General features: G+C 63.8%; 19 protein-coding genes and 1 tRNA gene. 15 read left to right on the top strand and 5 right to left on the bottom strand.

The window, feature by feature from the left end; all coding sequences use genetic code 11:
• The first annotated feature begins 4 nt into the window (after window positions 1-4).
• The 8 genes from FJ430_RS08025 (at window position 5) to FJ430_RS07990 (ending at window position 7,008) form a co-directional block, all read left to right on the top strand.
• Window positions 5-1,165, top strand: a complete 1,161-nt coding sequence (locus FJ430_RS08025) for a YncE family protein (RefSeq protein WP_140710983.1) — start codon at window positions 5-7, stop codon at window positions 1,163-1,165.
• Between the two features lie 331 nt (window positions 1,166-1,496).
• Window positions 1,497-2,177, top strand: coding sequence for a hypothetical protein (locus FJ430_RS08020; RefSeq protein ID WP_140710982.1), 681 nt, complete (start codon window positions 1,497-1,499; stop codon window positions 2,175-2,177).
• Window positions 2,178-2,497: 320 nt separating this feature from the next.
• A complete protein-coding gene (locus tag FJ430_RS08015; protein ID WP_140645227.1) occupies window positions 2,498-2,830 on the top strand; it encodes an ArsR/SmtB family transcription factor in 333 nt (110 codons plus the stop codon).
• A gap of 75 nt (window positions 2,831-2,905) precedes the next feature.
• Complete coding sequence (locus FJ430_RS08010; RefSeq protein WP_246677367.1) at window positions 2,906-3,544, top strand: aquaporin; 639 nt, start codon at window positions 2,906-2,908, stop codon at window positions 3,542-3,544.
• On the top strand, window positions 3,541-3,963 hold the full coding sequence (gene arsC / locus FJ430_RS08005; RefSeq protein WP_140710981.1) for an arsenate reductase (glutaredoxin): 423 nt from the start codon (window positions 3,541-3,543) through the stop codon (window positions 3,961-3,963). The genes FJ430_RS08010 and arsC overlap by 4 nt, the downstream gene beginning before the upstream one ends.
• Before the next feature lie 65 nt (window positions 3,964-4,028).
• Window positions 4,029-4,349, top strand: a complete 321-nt coding sequence (locus tag FJ430_RS08000; RefSeq protein WP_140658860.1) for an ArsR/SmtB family transcription factor — start codon at window positions 4,029-4,031, stop codon at window positions 4,347-4,349.
• 55 nt (window positions 4,350-4,404) lie between these two features.
• Window positions 4,405-5,793: an NAD(P)-binding protein gene (locus FJ430_RS07995; RefSeq protein ID WP_140711005.1), complete on the top strand. Its 1,389-nt coding sequence runs from the start codon at window positions 4,405-4,407 to the stop codon at window positions 5,791-5,793.
• Window positions 5,794-5,808: 15 nt separating this feature from the next.
• Entirely contained in the window at window positions 5,809-7,008 is a 1,200-nt protein-coding gene (locus FJ430_RS07990) for an MFS transporter (RefSeq protein WP_140710980.1), read from the top strand.
• A 273-nt stretch (window positions 7,009-7,281) separates the two neighbouring features.
• Here FJ430_RS07990 and FJ430_RS07985 read toward each other — a convergent pair.
• Window positions 7,282-7,366: transfer RNA gene (locus FJ430_RS07985), tRNA-Leu, on the bottom strand.
• Window positions 7,367-7,638: 272 nt separating this feature from the next.
• On the opposite strand from FJ430_RS07985, the gene FJ430_RS07980 reads away from it, so the two are divergent.
• Both FJ430_RS07980 and FJ430_RS07975 read left to right on the top strand, forming a co-directional pair.
• Entirely contained in the window at window positions 7,639-8,226 is a 588-nt protein-coding gene (locus FJ430_RS07980; protein WP_140658858.1) for a YqaA family protein, read from the top strand.
• A 24-nt stretch (window positions 8,227-8,250) separates the two neighbouring features.
• Entirely contained in the window at window positions 8,251-8,769 is a 519-nt protein-coding gene (locus FJ430_RS07975) for a disulfide bond formation protein B (protein WP_140645221.1), read from the top strand.
• A gap of 408 nt (window positions 8,770-9,177) precedes the next feature.
• Here the strand turns inward: FJ430_RS07975 and FJ430_RS07970 are convergent, their stop codons facing one another.
• Both FJ430_RS07970 and FJ430_RS07965 read right to left on the bottom strand, forming a co-directional pair.
• Window positions 9,178-9,735, bottom strand: coding sequence for an HNH endonuclease (locus FJ430_RS07970; protein WP_027167440.1), 558 nt, complete (start codon window positions 9,733-9,735; stop codon window positions 9,178-9,180).
• A 111-nt stretch (window positions 9,736-9,846) separates the two neighbouring features.
• Window positions 9,847-10,506 (bottom strand): DNA-3-methyladenine glycosylase family protein, encoded by a 660-nt coding sequence (locus tag FJ430_RS07965; RefSeq protein WP_140710979.1) that lies wholly within the window; start codon window positions 10,504-10,506, stop codon window positions 9,847-9,849.
• Window positions 10,507-10,597: 91 nt separating this feature from the next.
• On the opposite strand from FJ430_RS07965, the gene gluQRS reads away from it, so the two are divergent.
• Entirely contained in the window at window positions 10,598-11,470 is an 873-nt protein-coding gene (gene gluQRS, locus FJ430_RS07960) for a tRNA glutamyl-Q(34) synthetase GluQRS (protein ID WP_140710977.1), read from the top strand.
• Here the strand turns inward: gluQRS and FJ430_RS07955 are convergent.
• Complete coding sequence (locus FJ430_RS07955; protein WP_140658855.1) at window positions 11,467-11,754, bottom strand: hypothetical protein; 288 nt, start codon at window positions 11,752-11,754, stop codon at window positions 11,467-11,469. The two genes, gluQRS and FJ430_RS07955, sit on opposite strands and share 4 nt — an antisense overlap.
• A 153-nt stretch (window positions 11,755-11,907) precedes the next feature.
• Here FJ430_RS07955 and FJ430_RS07950 point away from each other — a divergent pair, with 153 nt between their 5' ends.
• Complete coding sequence (locus tag FJ430_RS07950; RefSeq protein WP_226892109.1) at window positions 11,908-12,810, top strand: DMT family transporter; 903 nt, start codon at window positions 11,908-11,910, stop codon at window positions 12,808-12,810.
• On the opposite strand, the gene FJ430_RS07945 is transcribed toward FJ430_RS07950, so the two are convergent.
• Window positions 12,780-13,631 carry a YihY/virulence factor BrkB family protein gene (locus FJ430_RS07945; RefSeq protein ID WP_140645216.1) on the bottom strand — a complete coding sequence of 284 codons (852 nt, stop codon included), beginning with the start codon at window positions 13,629-13,631 and terminating at the stop codon, window positions 12,780-12,782. The two genes, FJ430_RS07950 and FJ430_RS07945, sit on opposite strands and share 31 nt — an antisense overlap.
• 58 nt (window positions 13,632-13,689) lie before the next feature.
• Between FJ430_RS07945 and FJ430_RS07940 the strand changes: the two genes are divergently transcribed.
• Genes FJ430_RS07940 through FJ430_RS07930 form a run of 3 tightly spaced genes read left to right on the top strand, consistent with a single transcriptional unit; the run spans window position 13,690 to window position 15,374 of the window.
• Window positions 13,690-14,556, top strand: coding sequence for an SDR family oxidoreductase (locus tag FJ430_RS07940; RefSeq protein WP_140704933.1), 867 nt, complete (start codon window positions 13,690-13,692; stop codon window positions 14,554-14,556).
• A 25-nt stretch (window positions 14,557-14,581) separates the two neighbouring features.
• On the top strand, window positions 14,582-14,773 hold the full coding sequence (locus FJ430_RS07935; protein ID WP_140645214.1) for a twin transmembrane helix small protein: 192 nt from the start codon (window positions 14,582-14,584) through the stop codon (window positions 14,771-14,773).
• A 19-nt stretch (window positions 14,774-14,792) separates the two neighbouring features.
• Window positions 14,793-15,374, top strand: a complete 582-nt coding sequence (locus tag FJ430_RS07930; RefSeq protein WP_140704931.1) for a cob(I)yrinic acid a,c-diamide adenosyltransferase — start codon at window positions 14,793-14,795, stop codon at window positions 15,372-15,374.
• The last annotated feature ends 14 nt before the right edge of the window (window positions 15,375-15,388 follow it).

Genomic DNA, 15,388 nt, shown 5'->3' with positions numbered 1-15,388 from the left:
CCAGATGATCAGAAGTCGTTTGCGTCACACCAGTTTCCGTGCGGCCGTGCTGCTGATTGCGCTCATGCCTGCCCGGGCCTGGGCCGATACCTGTCCGGAGGATTGCTCCGATCCGCCACCCGCGCCTGTCAACATCTACAGCCAGACCGCGGCCGGCCATCTGAGCCCCGCCACCGCCGGCGCGCTGCCGCGCGTCTATGTGCCGAACCGCTCCTCCAACAGCGTCTCGGTGATCGACACCGTCACCTTGAAGGAGGTCGGCCGGTTCCAGGTCGGCAGCAAGCCGCAGCACGTCGTGCCGTCCTGGGACCTCAAGACGCTTTGGGTCGCCAACAACGGCACCGGCAGGAACGGCAGCTTGCCGCCGATCGACCCGATGACGGCCAGGCCCGGCCAGCAGATCCCGGTCGACGACCCCTATAATCTCTACTTCATGCCGGACGGCAGCGCGGCAATCGTCGTCGACGAGGCGATGGAGCAGCTCGATTTCCGCGAACCGCACACCATGACGTTGAAATCGAGCCTGCCGACGCCGACTTGCCCGGGCATCAACCATGCCGACTTCTCTGCCGACGGTTCCTACGCGATCTTCACCTGCGAATATGGCGACGGCGGCCTGGCCAAGATCGACTTGAAGAACCAGAAGCTGCTCGGCCATCTCGACCTCTCCAAGATGGGCATGCCGCAGGACATCCGCCTGTCGCCCGACGGCAAGGTCTTCTACGTCGCCGACATGATGAATGACGGCGTGCTCCTGGTCGACGGCGACAGTTTTCGGGAAATCGGCTTCATCCCGACCGGCATCGGCGCGCACGGCTTCGTCGTCAGCCGCGACGGCAAGCGGCTCTATGTCTCGAACCGCGGCTCGCACAAGATGGAGCAGGGCAAGGCCAACGGCCCGGGCAGCGTGACGGTGATCGACTTCGCCACCCGCGCCGTGGTCGCGCAATGGCCGATCCCGGGCGGCGGCAGCCCCGACATGCGCAATGTCAGCGCCGACGGCAGGCAATTATGGCTGTCCGGCCGCTTCGACAGCGACGTCTACATGATCGACACGACGTGCGGCGCCGTGACCAAGATCCGCGTCGGCGTCGAGCCGCACGGGCTTACGGTGTGGCCACAGCCGGGGCGCTACTCGCAGGGGCACACGGGGAATATGCGGTAGCAGCCGGCTCCAACACAGCAGTTCAGGCCGGGCTGCGCCGATGCCCGATCGGCATGAGATTGCTGGTGAGCCCGCCGGGCCGGACGAGCTCCTGCGGGATGCCCAGCCAGGAATGCCGCCGACATGGCGTCGAAATGGCGACTGTTTCGTCCGACCGATCAGGGTGCCCATCGAGCTGACCAAGGCGGGCAATCCGACGATCCCAACTTCGTGATGTCCTTGTGTCTGCACAAATGGCACATCGTCACACAACTGAAATCCGGCGCGCCTAGCGGGTTCCTCGCCGCATCGCCGGCACATCTCCCGCCACTTCCTACATCGAGGAAAGACCATGCTTTTTCGTGCCATTATCGCGCCACTGGGCATCTCACTGTCCATGGCATCATCCAGCTTCGCCGCCGACCTTGTCGAAGCACCCCCGCCGGCAGCACCGACCTGGACTCTGGGGATTGAGGGAAGTCCCGAGTTCTACGCCATCGACAATGGCAGCAACAAAGCGCGATCGCTCGCCGACACCTACTTCAAGTTCAGCGTCTCGCACAATTTCGCCGACAATTTCGTCGGCGGGATATTCATCCAGCCGACCTTCAAGACCGGTGGAAAGACACAATATTACGGCGAGGCGAGTCTCGGCTACAAGATCAAGCTGACGGACGCCTTCACCTTCACTCCCAGCGTTGCCCTCGGCTACACTTGGCATGACACCGGCATCGTCAAGGACGCCGACGCAAATGCGCAGATCCCCTACTACGCCTTGTATCTCGCCGGAGATTGGAAACTGTCCAAGCAATGGACGTGGAATGTCTTCAACTTCCGCTACCGCAACGCCTTCAACACCACCTGGGAAACGCCGAAGCTGGCCACAGGCGTGACCTACAACATCGATCCCACCAATGCCGTCTATGCCAGCCTCGGCTATTCGTGGAAAAAGACCGATACGACGTCGGCACCTTACGACGATCTCGCCGGCGACAAGCTCAACATCGCGATCGGCTACAAGCACTCGCTCTGATCGCTAGAGCAATTCCAGGAAAAGTGTGTAGCGGTTTTTCGTCCGGAATTGCGTGAAAACAACAAAGGCGCAGGCTGGCCGTCGTCGGCCTGCGCCTCACGCCCGCAAGGCAGCTCTTGCGGCTCTGAGGCCGCCTCCAGAATGTCTCAGGACCGCGATGCGCTCCTAATAGGCCGGAGACCCGGCAGGGGAACGTGGCGCGTGCTGATAATCGGATTGGGCGCGCAAATCTTTGGCCAAAAAATTCCGACCCCCATCAGCCTGTCATCCAACCGTCATGCTGCCCATCTACACATCCACAAATCCGGATGGATGGATGGATGGACAAGACTACTGCTCTGCTGGCGCTGGCCGCGCTTGGTCAGGACACAAGGTTAGAGACGTTCCGGCTGCTCGTGCAAGCGGGTGCCGAAGGCGTTCCAGCCGGCGAGATCGCATCGCAACTGGGAACGGTGCAGAACACCATGTCTGCGCATCTGAAGGTCCTCGACCGCGCCGGGCTTGTTCGCGCCGAACGGGAGGGGCGGATCATCCGGTATGTCGTCGACATGAACGCCTTTCGCGATCTGCTGGCCTACCTGATGGAAGACTGCTGCAGGGGCGCCCCGGAGCTTTGCCGGCCGGTCATCCAGGCGGTGACCTGTAAGTGCTAACGATCTCAATGGAGGCTCGGCACCGTGTCAGCTGACCTGCCGCGACGGCTAGCTGCCGAAGGACTTGGAACTGCGATGCTGGTCGCCACCGTGGTCGGTTCCGGGATCATGGCCGACCGGCTGACCCATGATGTGGCGCTCGCCTTGCTCTGCAACACCTTGCCGACCGGCGCGATACTGATCGTTTTGATCACCATCCTCGGTCCGATTTCCGGTGCGCATTTCAACCCAGCGGTCACGCTCGTGTTCAGCCTGAGGCATCAAATGGCCCGCGATGTGGCCCTGACCTACGTGGCAGCCCAGCTCGCGGGAGGCATACTCGGCACACTGACGGCTCATGCCATGTTTGATATGCCGCTCTTCAGTCTCTCGACCACGGTGCGCTCGGGGTCTGGTCTGTGGATCGCTGAGGCGGTTGCGACCTTCGGCCTCGTCTTCACCATCCTTGCCGGTCTCCGCTTTCGCTCTGATGCCATCCCGTGGCTGGTTGGCCTCTACATCGTGGCCGCCTACTGGTTCACTGCCTCGACATCGTTCGCAAACCCGGCCGTGGCCGTGGCCCGCGCCCTCTCCAATACCTTCGCGGGCATCCGGCCGCTCGATGTCCCGGCCTTCATCGCCGCCCAGCTTGCCGGGGCTCTGGTGGCAATGGCGCTTGCCGGCTGGCTGCTTGCGGAACCCCAAGCCATCACCAATGAGGAACCCGCCGAATGACCATCACGATCTATCACAACCCCCAGTGCGGCACCTCGCGAAACACGCTGGCCATGATCAGGCAGAGCGGCGAAGAGCCCGAGATCATCGAATACCTCAAGACGCCTCCCTCACGTGCAAAGCTGGTTGAGCTGATCGCAGCCATGGGGATCACTACCCGTGCGCTGCTTCGGGAGAAGGGAACGCCCTATGAGGAGCTTGGGCTCGCGGACCCGAAGTGGTCAGACGACGATCTGATCGACGCCATGCTCAACCATCCGATCCTGATCAACCGCCCAATCGTGGTGACCCCGCTGGGCGCGGTCCTTGCGCGACCTTCTGAGGCGGTCCTCTCGATTTTGCCCAATCCCGACATCGGCCCCTTCACCAAGGAAGACGGCGAGGTCGTTATCGACGCGACCGGTAAACGGGTCGTTTGATCATATTTCGATCTTTGTCGAAATAGGTATTGACCTGTGCCGGCGGCGGGTGTAGTGTTATTTCCATGAAACTCGAACAAGCAGCAAAACAGCTCGAAGCCATCGGCAACCCGACACGGCTCAAGCTCTATCGCACACTGGTCAGAGCCGGCGAAGCAGGCCGGCCCGTGGGGTACTTGCAGGACAGCCTTGGCATCGCGGCCTCGACGCTGTCCCACCATCTGCATCGCCTCATTCTGACCGGCCTCGTGACGCAGGAGCGGCAGGCAACGACCCTGATCTGTCGGGCCAACTACCCTATCATGAGGGAGCTGATCGGCTTCTTGGCTGACGAGTGCTGCGCTGACGCCGCTTGCGGTGCCGTCGATGGCGAAGCAGCGGCATAGCGCATATTTTTTTGTTTCGTATTTCGATGATCCCGGAAGGATGGAAACAATGCCGATGAATGACCATGACGATCTCCCTGTTGCCGTCATCGGAGCCGGCCCGGTCGGCTTGGCGGCTGCAGTTCAGCTCGTTCAGCGTGGGCTCCCCGTGAAGGTCTACGAGGCCGGCGCGGAAGTCGCCACCAATCTCCGCGACTGGGGTCATGTTCGGGTGTTCACGCCTTGGCGCTACTGTGTGGATCGGACGGCGGTAAGGTTTCTTGAGCGCAATGGCTGGACGATGCCCGATCCTGAGGCGTTCCCAACCGCTGACGAGCTGATTGCGCACTACCTTGAACCGCTCGCAAGGCTGCCTGAACTCTCAACGTCTATCGAGACCAACGCCAACGTGATCGGCATCTCCCGCTGGGGTGCGGACAAGGTATTGAGCAAGGATCGACAGGCAAGGCCCTTCATGTTGGTCGTGAAGACCGCCGACGGGATCAGGAGCGACCGCGCGCGCGCCGTCGTTGATGCGTCCGGGACATGGCAGACGCCAAACCCACTTGGGGGCGGTGGTATCACGGCGGAGGGTGAAGCGGAGTTCGCTGACAAGATCGCTTACGGCATCCCCGACATTCTCGGCCGCGACCGCAACCTCTATGCCGGTCGCACGACGCTGGTTGCTGGCTCCGGCCTTTCGGCCGCCAACGCTCTGCTGGAACTCGATAGACTGGCTGCTGACGAGCCGGGCACCGCTTCTCTCTGGGTGACACGCAGTACCGATCTTGTTCGCATCTACGGTGGTGGAGACGCCGACCAACTTCCCGCTCGTGGCGAGCTGGGTGCCGATGCTCGCGAGCTGGTGGAAAGTGGCGGCACAACGATGGTCACCGGCTTCGCAACGCTGGCCATCCGCGGCTCAAATGGCCGCCTGACCGTTGAAGGTCAAACGCGGGACGGCTTACAAGTGCTGGGGCCTGTTGACCGTATCATCGCCGCGACCGGCCAGCGGCCCGATCTCTCGCTCACGCGCGAACTTAGGCTGGACCTTGACCCGTGGCTTGAGAGCGTCAAGGCGCTGGGGCCTCTGATCGACCCCAACGAGCACTCCTGCGGCGACGTTCCCCCGCACGGCCATCGCGAACTGAGTCATCCCGAGCCGGACTTCTACACTGTCGGCGTCAAGAGCTACGGCCGCGCTCCGACCTTCTTGCTGCTGACCGGGTATGAACAGGTACGGTCGGTCGCGGCAGCCCTCGCTGGCGAGATGGCGGCTGCGGATGCCGTGCAACTGGTGCTACCCGAAACAGGCGTCTGCACGGTCCCTCCCTCAACCATACGCGCGACGGGTGGCGGGTGTTGTGGTGGCCCAGCTCCTTCCGAGGCTGACGCCTGTTGTGTCGCCGACGCTGAAGCGAAAGCCGCTGGCAAGAGCGGCTGCGGTTGCAACGCAGCGGCTTGAACGAAACAAACCGCGATGGAGCGCAGTCGGCGAACGATCATAACCGTCCTTGGACTGACCCAGATCATGGCTTGGGGGTCCACCTACTACTTGCCGGCGGTCATCGCACCGAAGGTAGCCGCCGACACTGGCTGGCCGCTGACTTGGGTCGTTGGCGGATTGTCGCTCGGCTTGCTCGTCGCCGGCTTGATCTCGCCTCATGTCGGCTCATCCATTGAACGGCACGGCGGCCGAAACGTGCTTGCGTTCAGCGCGTGCTCGATCGGCGTCGGCCAGATCGGGCTTGCGGCCGCCCCAAACCTCGTCGCCTACATCGCGGCATGGGTCGTTGTGGGACTTGGCATGGGTGCAGGCTTGTACGACGCCGCCTTCGGCACCCTCGGTCGGCTCTATGGGCACGGCGCGCGCTCCGCTATCACAACCCTCTCGTTGTTCGGCGGGTTCGCCAGCACCATCTGTTGGCCGATCTCGGCCTTCCTGATTGGCGAGACGGGTTGGCGCGGCACCTGCCTCGTCTATGCCGCGGTACAGTTGTTGTTCGCCCTCCCCCTCTATCTCGCAATGCTGCCGCGTGGGGTGCCTCCGCCGAGCGTCCCGGACCGGCCTGGAAAGACACAGGCTGCGGTCCCTTCTGCGGCGACCTCGGTTCCGATCATGGTTCTCCTGGCTGCCACGCTGACGTTGGCGGCGGCCATTTCGTCGACAGTGTCAGTTCATCTGCTCACCATCTTGCAGGCTGGCGGCATGGCGCTCGCCGCCGCCGTTGGGCTCGGGGCACTCGTCGGCCCCGCTCAAGTGTCGGCGCGTGCTGTCGAGATGTTCATCGCCCGCTACCATCATCCCATCTGGACCAAGTTCGCGTCCGTGACATTCGTCGCCATCGGCATTGGTGCGCTCTGGGTCGGGGTTCCGGTTGTGGCTGTGGCGCTTGCCTTCTACGGGGCTGGTATCGGCCTCGAAACGATAGCGCGGGGCACGCTGCCGCTGGCTCTGTTTGGCCCTGCGGGATATGCGAGGCTCATGGGGCGTCTCGCTATGCCCAGCTTGATCGCTCAGGCAGCAGCGCCGTCCGTGGGAGCGTTGTTGTTGGAGCAAGCCGGCCCTCGTGGCACCCTTGCAGCTCTCGCCGCTTTGGCGTTGCTGAACGTCGGGCTCGCCTGCAGCTTGGGCTGGCTGATCTTCCGTCGTCGAACACTGCAGGTTCAGATGCAGTAATGCATAGCGACCGGCTGTCACTCCAGGGTTGCTCTCGGCTACACTTGGCACGACACCGGCATCGTCAAGGACGCCGACGCGAACGACGATCTCGCCGGCGACAAGCTCAACATCGCGATCGGCTACAAGCACTCGCTCTGATCGCATAAGACGGCGCAGGCTGGCCGTCGTCGGCCTGCGCCAGTCGTCAAAACCCGAAAGATTGGAGAAGGATAGCCTGCCAACTCGCAGAGCGAAGGATGGCCTGCCACCCGAAGCTCGCAGAGCGAAGGATGGTGCCCCTAGCCGGGATCGAACCAGCACTCCTTGCGGAACTCGATTTTGAGTCGAGCGCGTCTACCAATTCCGCCATAGGGGCTCAGACCGGACGGCCTGGATGGGCGCGGACTATACGGTTGGACGGGCTTTCGTCAACTGGCCTGTTGCCGATTTACCAGTGGTAGCCGCGCCCGGACCTCGCCTTACGGTTCCGTAAGGGCGCCGCCATTGTGCGGCGCGTAAAATCTTTCTAGAGAAACGAAACTTATCGCGTCTGGCTGGAAACGCCGGCTGCGGCGCTTTGGGTCCTTGTTTCGTGCATGCCGGTGCCCGAAAACCACTCCGCCGTTCGGAACCAAATCAGGAGAGCCGATGCTTCGCGGACTTTACGACTGGACCCTGTCGCTGGCGGCGCGCAAATCCGCCGAATGGTGGCTGGCCTTCATCGCCTTCGTCGAAAGCTCCGTGTTCTTCATACCGGCCGACGTGCTGTTCCTGCCCATGGCGTTGGCGGCGCCCAAACGCGCCTATCGCTACGCGTTGACGGCTACTGTTGCGTCCGTGCTGGGCGGCATAGCCGGCTGGCTGATCGGCTACTATGCCTACGACACGATAGCACGCCCGATCCTGGAGCATTTCGGCGGCCTATCCACGTTCGAGAAATGGCAGTCGTCCGGCGCCGGGCTGATGCTGGTGCTGCTCGTCACATCCGGCGCCGCGCACCTGCCGCCGATCAAGGTGGTCACCATTCTGGCCGGGGCGCTTCACGTCAATCTTTTGGTCTTCATCGTCTCGGCGATCGTGGCGCGGGGCGCCCGTTTCCTGCTGCTCGCCTGGCTGCTGCGCCGCTATGGCGAAGAGATCAGGGAGTTCATCGAAAAGCGTTTGGGATTGATTGTCGGCGCCGGCGCCGCTGCCCTGATTTTGCTCTATATCCTCGTCAGATACGCCCACGGATAGCGACGCAACAACGGATTTCCATCGATGACAGCGACCATGATTGCCGACACTGGACGCCAGCGCACGCGCGCGGCGCTCTTTCTTGCCGTCGCCATGGCGGCGACCGTCGGCTCGGCGCTGGCCTTTCAATATATCGGCGGCTACATCCCCTGCCACCTCTGCCTCGAGCAGCGCACCCCCTACTATATCGGCGTGCCGCTGATGGTGCTGGCGGTGATCGCCTCGATGCTGCGCGCGCCGGCCTGGGTGACGCGCGGCCTGCTGGCGATCGGCGGCCTTTTGATGCTCTACGGCCTTTATCTCGGCGTCTACCATTCGGGCGTCGAATGGGCCTGGTGGCAAGGTCCGGCCGACTGCACCGCCGGCGCCGGCCCGGTCGACACTGGCGGCAAGGGCGTGCTCGACGCGCTCGACAAGTTCGTGCCGCCCTCCTGCGACAAGGCGGCGCTGCGCATCCTCGGCCTGTCGCTCGCCGGCTGGAACGCCATCGCCAGCCTCATCCTCGCCGCCGTCGCCTTCCGCAGCGCGCTCGCGCGGGATTGAGCGAGATTGATTGGATTCAGCGGCGCAGGGTTCGAGCAAAAATTCGGCAGGCTGAGTCGAATGGCGCGGCTTTCGACGTCCGAGCCAGGTCGACCCCCCACTCCGTCTCGGCTTCGCCGAGCCACCTCTCCCCCGATCGACGGGGTAGAGGAACGGCGCGAGCCTAGTAGCCAGCGCTCCTTCAAGCAGGCTCCCTTCCTCTCCCTCCGGAGGGGGGAGAGGTGGCGCTGCGAAGCAGCGACGGAGTGGGGGAAGCCCGTCCTTAAACGCGAAGCCATTGACAAGTAGGGATGACCGAGTTGGTCCGATATCAGGGTGTGTCTGATAATCACGGTCTGTCAGGTACGTGAGCACCGGAAGCGCAGAAAGCTGCGGCAGACGGCCGGGCTCGCGGATTTCTGCCGAACTCTAAGGTTCGAGTTCGACATCCCAGTAGAGATAATCCATCCAGCTTTCATGCAGATGGTTGGGCGGGAACAGGCGGCCGTTGTTGTGCAGGTCGTGTACCGTCGGCTGATAGGGTTTTTGCAGCGGCCACATCTTGGCCTGGGCCGGCATCATGCCGCCTTTGCGAAGATTGCAAGGCGAGCAGGCGGCGACGACATTCTCCCAGGTCGTCGCCCCGCCGCGATGGCGCGGGATGACATGGTCGAACGTCAAATCCTCCGGCGTGCCGCAATATTGGCACTGGAAGCGGTCGCGCAGGAAGACGTTGAAGCGGGTGAAGGCCGGATGCCGCGACGGCTTCACATAGGCTTTCAGGCTCACCACGCTCGGCAGCTTCATCGAGAAGGTCGGCGAGGAGACGGCGTGCTCGTATTCGGCGACGATGTTGACCCGGTCGAGGAAGACGGCCTTGATGGCGTCCTGCCACGACCAGAGCGACAGGGGGTAATAGCTGAGCGGACGGTAGTCCGCATTCAGCACCAGCGCGGGAAGCCCATCCGGAGATACGGCAACCGTCACGTCCTTCGCCTCCTTGCTTCTAGAACCGAACGGCGCGGATACTGTAAGCCCGACATGACAGGGATGTGAAGCGGATTGTCTCTCGCCGAAGCCGCCAAAAACGCATGATTTTCATGCTTTTTTGGCCATTTCGACAGGCGGCGCCGCATCCCTGCCCTTCAATTCCCGGTAATAAGCCCAAAAAAGCCGCGACGCGACACCCCGCCACGGGCTCCATGATTCGGCCAGCCGGATAAGCATTTTCTCCGGCGGACGCGGGTCGATGCCGAGCGCATGGCCAACCGCCGTCTGCAAAGCGACGTCGCGCGCGGGGAACACGTCGGGATGGCCGGCGGCAAACAGCAGGTAGCATTCGGCCGTCCATGGGCCGATGCCGGGCACGGCCGTCATAGCCGCGATCGCCTCGCCGGCGTCCAGCGTGCACAGGTGATCGAGATCGAGCCCGCCGGCCACGGCTTGCGCGACGGCGAGCAGCCCGCGCTGCTTCGGCCGCGACAGCCCGGCCTCGCGAAAAATCCCTTCACCGGCGGCAAGGATCCCCTGCGGCGTCAGCGGATCGACCAATTTCACCAGCCGCCCGAAGATGGCGTCGGCGCTCGCGCGGGAAACTTGCTGTGAAACGATAATGGAAGCGAGGCTCCTGAACCCTGGCTCCGACAGCCGAAGCGGCACTTCGCCCGCTTTGCCGCGTATGGTCTCCAGCCGCGGATCGATCCGGCAGAGCGCGTCGAGCCCTGCCGCAATGTCGTCGAGCGAGGCGATGCGTTGCACGTTGCTGGTTCCCAGGGCGCCCGCGAAGTGGCAATGGAGGGCTAAATACCAATTGGCAAACGCGCCTTTCAACCCGAATGCCGCCTGAAAGATGACGCTCCTGACATTCCGCTTCGCGCCGAGCCCCAATGGCGAACTGCATCTCGGCCACGCCTACTCGGCTCTGCTCAACCAGCGGATGGCGGCGCAAGCGGGCGGACGCCTGCTGCTGCGCATCGAGGATATCGACGTCGCCCGCTGCACGCCGCAATTCGAGGCCGGCATTTTCCGCGACCTCGAATGGCTGGGATTGAACTGGGAGCGGCCGGTGCGCCGCCAGTCCGAGCATTTCGCCGAATACCGGGCGGTGCTCGACCGGCTGATCGCCGAGGAACTCGTCTATCCCGCTTTCATGAGCCGCGGCGAGATCCGCGCCTTCATCGCCGAGACCGGCGGCCGCGACTGGCCGCGCGATCCCGACGGCGTGCCGCTCTACCCGCCGCTCGACAAGGCCTTGCCCGCCAGGGAGCGCAAGCGGCGGATTGCCGAGAACATGCCTTTTGCCTGGCGGCTCGACGTCGAAGCGGCGATGGCGCGCTTCGCGGCCGGCCTGTCATGGGCGGAGTTCATCGATGAGACGATGTCGGCGACACGAACCGTCGCAGCACGACCACAGGATTGGGGCGACGTCATCGTCGCCCGCCGCGACATCCCGACCAGCTACCATCTCGCCGTCGTCGTCGACGACGCGCTGCAGGATGTCAGCCATGTCGTGCGCGGCCAGGACCTTTATTCGGCGACCGGGGTGCAGCGCCTGCTGCAAGAACTGCTCGACCTGCCTCAGCCACGCTATTTCCACCACCGCGTGATCCTTGGCACGGATGGCCGGAAACTGTCCAAGAGCTTCAAGGACACAGGTCTTGCCGCGCTCCGAGACGCGGGCGTGCCGGTACGGGACGTCAGGCGTCTTATCGGACTTGATTAAAGTCGGGCCATCCCAGCCTTGATCAGCGCCAGCACGCTGATGAAGACAAAGGCGCCGCCCAGCCCGCAGGCAACCGCCAGCTTGAGATCGCTCAGGCTGATGCCATGCTTGTTGGCGACCGCCACCGCGACGAAAAAGCCGAAGATGAACAGCAGCGTATTGCCGGTCGGGCCGAAACCGCTCTCCTTCATGATCGCGTCGAGCGCCGTGCCGAAGAAGAAGCCGAAGCCGGCGATGATCGCGAAGGCGAACAGAAGCCAGGTCGTGTCGAGATGCAAAAACATGCCTCACCATGGCGCGACCACGCGCCATGCCCCTCTTGGCACGGTTTGTTGAATTCGACTTAGCTTATGGATCAACCGTTTCGTTTTGCTTGCGGGATTGAACGGCTTTAGAGCAATTGCCGTCATCAACCGTTCATCCTGGCAGCCTCCCCCATGCAGAGCATCAAGCGGTTCATCCCCGCCTCCTTCGTCGTTCTGTGGGCGACCGGCTTCATCGGCGCGCGCTATGCCATGCCCTGGGCGGAACCCTTTACCTTCCTTGCCATCCGCTTCGTGATAGCGGCGATCCTGTTTGCGGGGCTGACCGTGCTGCTCGGCTCGCGCAAGGCGACGCGCGAAGAGGCGCTGCACGCAACGGTGGCCGGCGTCCTCATGCATGGCGTCTATCTCGGTGCCGTCTTCTGGGCGATCCACAGGGGCATGCCGGCGGGTCTATCGGCGCTGATCGTCGGCCTGCAGCCGCTGATCACGGCGGTGCTTGCCGGCAAATTCCTCGGCGAGGCGATCCTGCCGCGCCATTGGGCCGGCCTTGCGGTCGGGCTGCTTGGCGTCGTCATCGTGCTCTGGCCGAAGCTCGGCGCACTGGGCGGCGGCGTCACGCCGGCGACGCTGACGGCTTCGCTTGTCTCCGTGCTCGGCATGAGCGCCGGCACCATCTGGCAGAAGCGCTATGCCTCCGGCGGCGATCTGGTGTCGGCGACGATGTGGCAGTATGTCGGCGGCTCCGCGGTGATGATCCTGGGCTCGCTCGCTTTCGAGACCCGCGCCGTCACCGTCAATGGCGAGCTGATCTTCGCCATGGCTTGGCTGGTCCTGGTGCTGTCGGTCGGCGCCATATTCCTGTTGATGGTGATGATCAGGGACGGCGAGATGTCGAAGGTCGCCTCGCTGTTCTACCTCGTGCCGGCCGTAACCGCGGTCATCGCCTGGGTGCTTTTCAACGAGCGGCTCAACCTGCTGCAGATCGCCGGCATGGCGATCGCCACGCTCGGCGTCGCCCTGGCAACCGCCAGATCTAACGGGGTTCAACCGACGCGCGCGCGCGCCTCCAGATAGCGGCTGATTGCGGCGTTGAGCTCGCCGCCCAGGATGAAGATCGCCGAGATGATGTAGAGGAAGACGACCGCGATCATGATCGAGGCGAGCCCGGCATAGGTCGTCACATAGGACGAGAAATGGTCGAGATAGGTGGCGAAGATCGTCGACCCGACCAGCCAGGCGACCAGCGTGAAGACGATGCCCGGTATGATCGAGACGAAGCGACGCTTGCCGGCCGGCAGCCAGATATGCACCGAGAACAGCCCGATGACGATGACCGTCGAGGCGATCACGTAACGCCAGATGGTGATCGTTCCCATATAGGGCTTGATCCATTCCAGATGCGCTTCCGCCAGCCGCGCGAGCAGCGGCGCGAACACCAGAAGCACGCTGATTGCGAGGAAGCAGGCGGTGGCGATCAGGACGAAGATGATGCTCTGCACCCTGCGATGGACGATGCCGCGCGTCTCGGTGACGCGATAGGCGCGGTTGAGCGAGGTGCGCAGCGCCTCGATGCCGTTCGAGGCGAAATAGGCCGCAAGCAGCACGCCGTAGGTCAGAAGGTCGGTGCGCCGCACGGTGAGCACGTTCTGCACCTCATGCGCGATCGGCTTGGCGATCTGCTCGGGCCAGGTGTCGAAGACCAGATGCACGGCCGTGTCGGCGAAGGCGCGTGCGCCGAGGAAGCTGCCGAGCGTCGTGGCGAAGATCAGGAACGGAAACAGCGCCATCAGCGAGGTGATCGCCAGATGGCTGGCCATTGCCCAGCCGTCATCGGTGTTGAAATGTCCAATCGCATCGTAGAGCACGCGCTTGAGGGCAACGATATTCCGCAGCAAGGACCCGCGCTCCGCTCGATTGTGTCGACGCCGCGAATATGGGAAGGGATTGCGGCAAATGGCAACCCCAGGTCCCACAACGCGCCCCGCCGCCAAGGAGTTGCGCACCGTCATCGTCACCGGCGCCTCCTCCGGCATCGGCGCCTATTGCGCGCGGGCGTTGAAGGCGGAGGGCTGGCGGGTGTTCGCCACGGCGCGCAAGCCCGCCGATATTTCGGTCCTCGAGGCGGACGGCATAGAGGCGTTCTACCTTGACTATCGAGAACCTCAATCCATCGCCGCCTTGGTCGATGCGGTGCTGGAGCGTACCGGCGGCGCGCTTGACGCGCTGTTCAACAACGGCGCCTACGCCCAGCCCGGCGCCGTCGAGGATCTGCCGGTCGCGGCACTTCGCGAGCAGTTCGAGGCCAATTTCTTCGGCTGGCATGATCTTACCCGGCGCATCGTGCCGGTCATGCGTCGCCAGGGGCACGGCCGGCTCGTCCACTGCTCCTCGATCCTCGGGCTGGCTCCGGTCCGCTTCCGCGGCGCCTATTCGGCCTCCAAGCACGCCATCGAAGGCCTGATGCTGTGCATGCGCCAGGAGCTCGAAGGCAGCGGCATCCACCTTTCCCTCATCGAGCCGGGACCGGTAACGTCGAAGATCGCCAGCAACGGCCTGCCCTGGTTCCTGAAGAACATCGATGTCGAGAATTCCGTCCACCGCGCTGACTATCAGGCGCAGCTCGCCCGGCTTCAGGCGGGCGGCATCGTGTCGAAGCTGAAACCAGGGCCGGAGATCGTGCACAGGGCGTTGCGCCACGCGCTTCTGTCACAGCGCCCGCGCCCGCACTATGTGGTAACGGTGCCGGCCAGGATCGGTGTGGCGCTGAAACGCGTCTTGCCGGCATCCTTGCTTTATCGCGTGCTCGCCAGGCGCGCCTGACCGAACCTGAACCGGAGCCAGCCAGATGCTCATCACCCTGAAGATCCTCGCCGTCATCGCCATGGCCGCCGTGGTGATCGTGCTGGTCCGCGGTCTGATCAACATGATGCGCGGCGGCTCCGGCATCACCTCGAACAAGCTGATGCAGACGCGCGTCATGCTGCAGGCCGTGGCCTTGGCGCTGCTGTTGCTGGTGGTCTATTTCACGCGCAAATAGCGCGGCTGAGGGGGATCGCGTGGTCAAGCTCAACAAGATCTACACCCGCACCGGCGACGACGGCACGACGGGGCTCGGCACCGGCGAGCGGCGGCTGAAATCCGATCTGCGCGTCGATGCCTACGGCACCGTCGACGAGGCCAATGCCTGCATCGGCATGGCCCGCCTTCACACCGGCGCGGCGCATCCCGCGATCGACGCCATGCTGTCGCGCATCCAGAACGATCTGTTCGATCTGGGAGCCGACCTCGCCGTGCCGGACGACGGCAAGCCCTTGGAATACGAGCCGCTGCGCATCGTCGCCGCCCAGACCGACCGCGTCGAACAGGATATTGACGCGCTCAACAAAAGCCTGCGGCCGCTGAAATCCTTCGTGCTGAACGGCGGCACGCCGGCGGCCGCCGCGCTCCATCTGGCCCGCACCGTGGCGCGCCGCGCCGAGCGCCTGATGGTGGCGCTGGCGCAGGATCCGGCCGAGCATGTCAACCGCGAGGCGCTCAAATACATCAACCGTGTCTCGGATTTCCTGTTCGTCGCCGCCCGCGCGGTCAATGACAATGGAGAGGCCGACGTGCTATGGGTGCCCGGCAAGAACCGCTGAATTTGGGGGCGGGA

This window comes from Mesorhizobium sp. B2-8-5, from assembly GCF_006440675.2.
In the GTDB taxonomy this organism is placed as follows: Bacteria; Pseudomonadota; Alphaproteobacteria; order Rhizobiales; family Rhizobiaceae; genus Mesorhizobium.
Note: the sequence above shows the minus strand (reverse complement) of the source record. Positions and strands in the feature narration are given on the sequence as shown.

Excerpts from the sequence above, each read along its gene's own strand:
- FJ430_RS08025 (WP_140710983.1), top strand. The coding sequence starts at position 5 with ATGATCAGAAGTCGTTTGCGTCACACCAGTTTCCGTGCGGCCGTGCTG.
- FJ430_RS08020 (WP_140710982.1), top strand. The coding sequence starts at position 1,497 with ATGCTTTTTCGTGCCATTATCGCGCCACTGGGCATCTCACTGTCCATG.
- FJ430_RS08015 (WP_140645227.1), top strand. The coding sequence starts at position 2,498 with ATGGACAAGACTACTGCTCTGCTGGCGCTGGCCGCGCTTGGTCAGGAC.
- FJ430_RS08010 (WP_246677367.1), top strand. The coding sequence starts at position 2,906 with ATGCTGGTCGCCACCGTGGTCGGTTCCGGGATCATGGCCGACCGGCTG.
- arsC (WP_140710981.1), top strand. The coding sequence starts at position 3,541 with ATGACCATCACGATCTATCACAACCCCCAGTGCGGCACCTCGCGAAAC.
- FJ430_RS08000 (WP_140658860.1), top strand. The coding sequence starts at position 4,029 with ATGAAACTCGAACAAGCAGCAAAACAGCTCGAAGCCATCGGCAACCCG.
- FJ430_RS07995 (WP_140711005.1), top strand. The coding sequence starts at position 4,405 with ATGAATGACCATGACGATCTCCCTGTTGCCGTCATCGGAGCCGGCCCG.
- FJ430_RS07990 (WP_140710980.1), top strand. The coding sequence starts at position 5,809 with ATGGAGCGCAGTCGGCGAACGATCATAACCGTCCTTGGACTGACCCAG.
- FJ430_RS07980 (WP_140658858.1), top strand. The coding sequence starts at position 7,639 with ATGCTTCGCGGACTTTACGACTGGACCCTGTCGCTGGCGGCGCGCAAA.
- FJ430_RS07975 (WP_140645221.1), top strand. The coding sequence starts at position 8,251 with ATGACAGCGACCATGATTGCCGACACTGGACGCCAGCGCACGCGCGCG.
- gluQRS (WP_140710977.1), top strand. The coding sequence starts at position 10,598 with ATGACGCTCCTGACATTCCGCTTCGCGCCGAGCCCCAATGGCGAACTG.
- FJ430_RS07955 (WP_140658855.1), bottom strand. The coding sequence starts at position 11,754 with ATGTTTTTGCATCTCGACACGACCTGGCTTCTGTTCGCCTTCGCGATC.
- FJ430_RS07950 (WP_226892109.1), top strand. The coding sequence starts at position 11,908 with ATGCAGAGCATCAAGCGGTTCATCCCCGCCTCCTTCGTCGTTCTGTGG.
- FJ430_RS07940 (WP_140704933.1), top strand. The coding sequence starts at position 13,690 with ATGGCAACCCCAGGTCCCACAACGCGCCCCGCCGCCAAGGAGTTGCGC.
- FJ430_RS07935 (WP_140645214.1), top strand. The coding sequence starts at position 14,582 with ATGCTCATCACCCTGAAGATCCTCGCCGTCATCGCCATGGCCGCCGTG.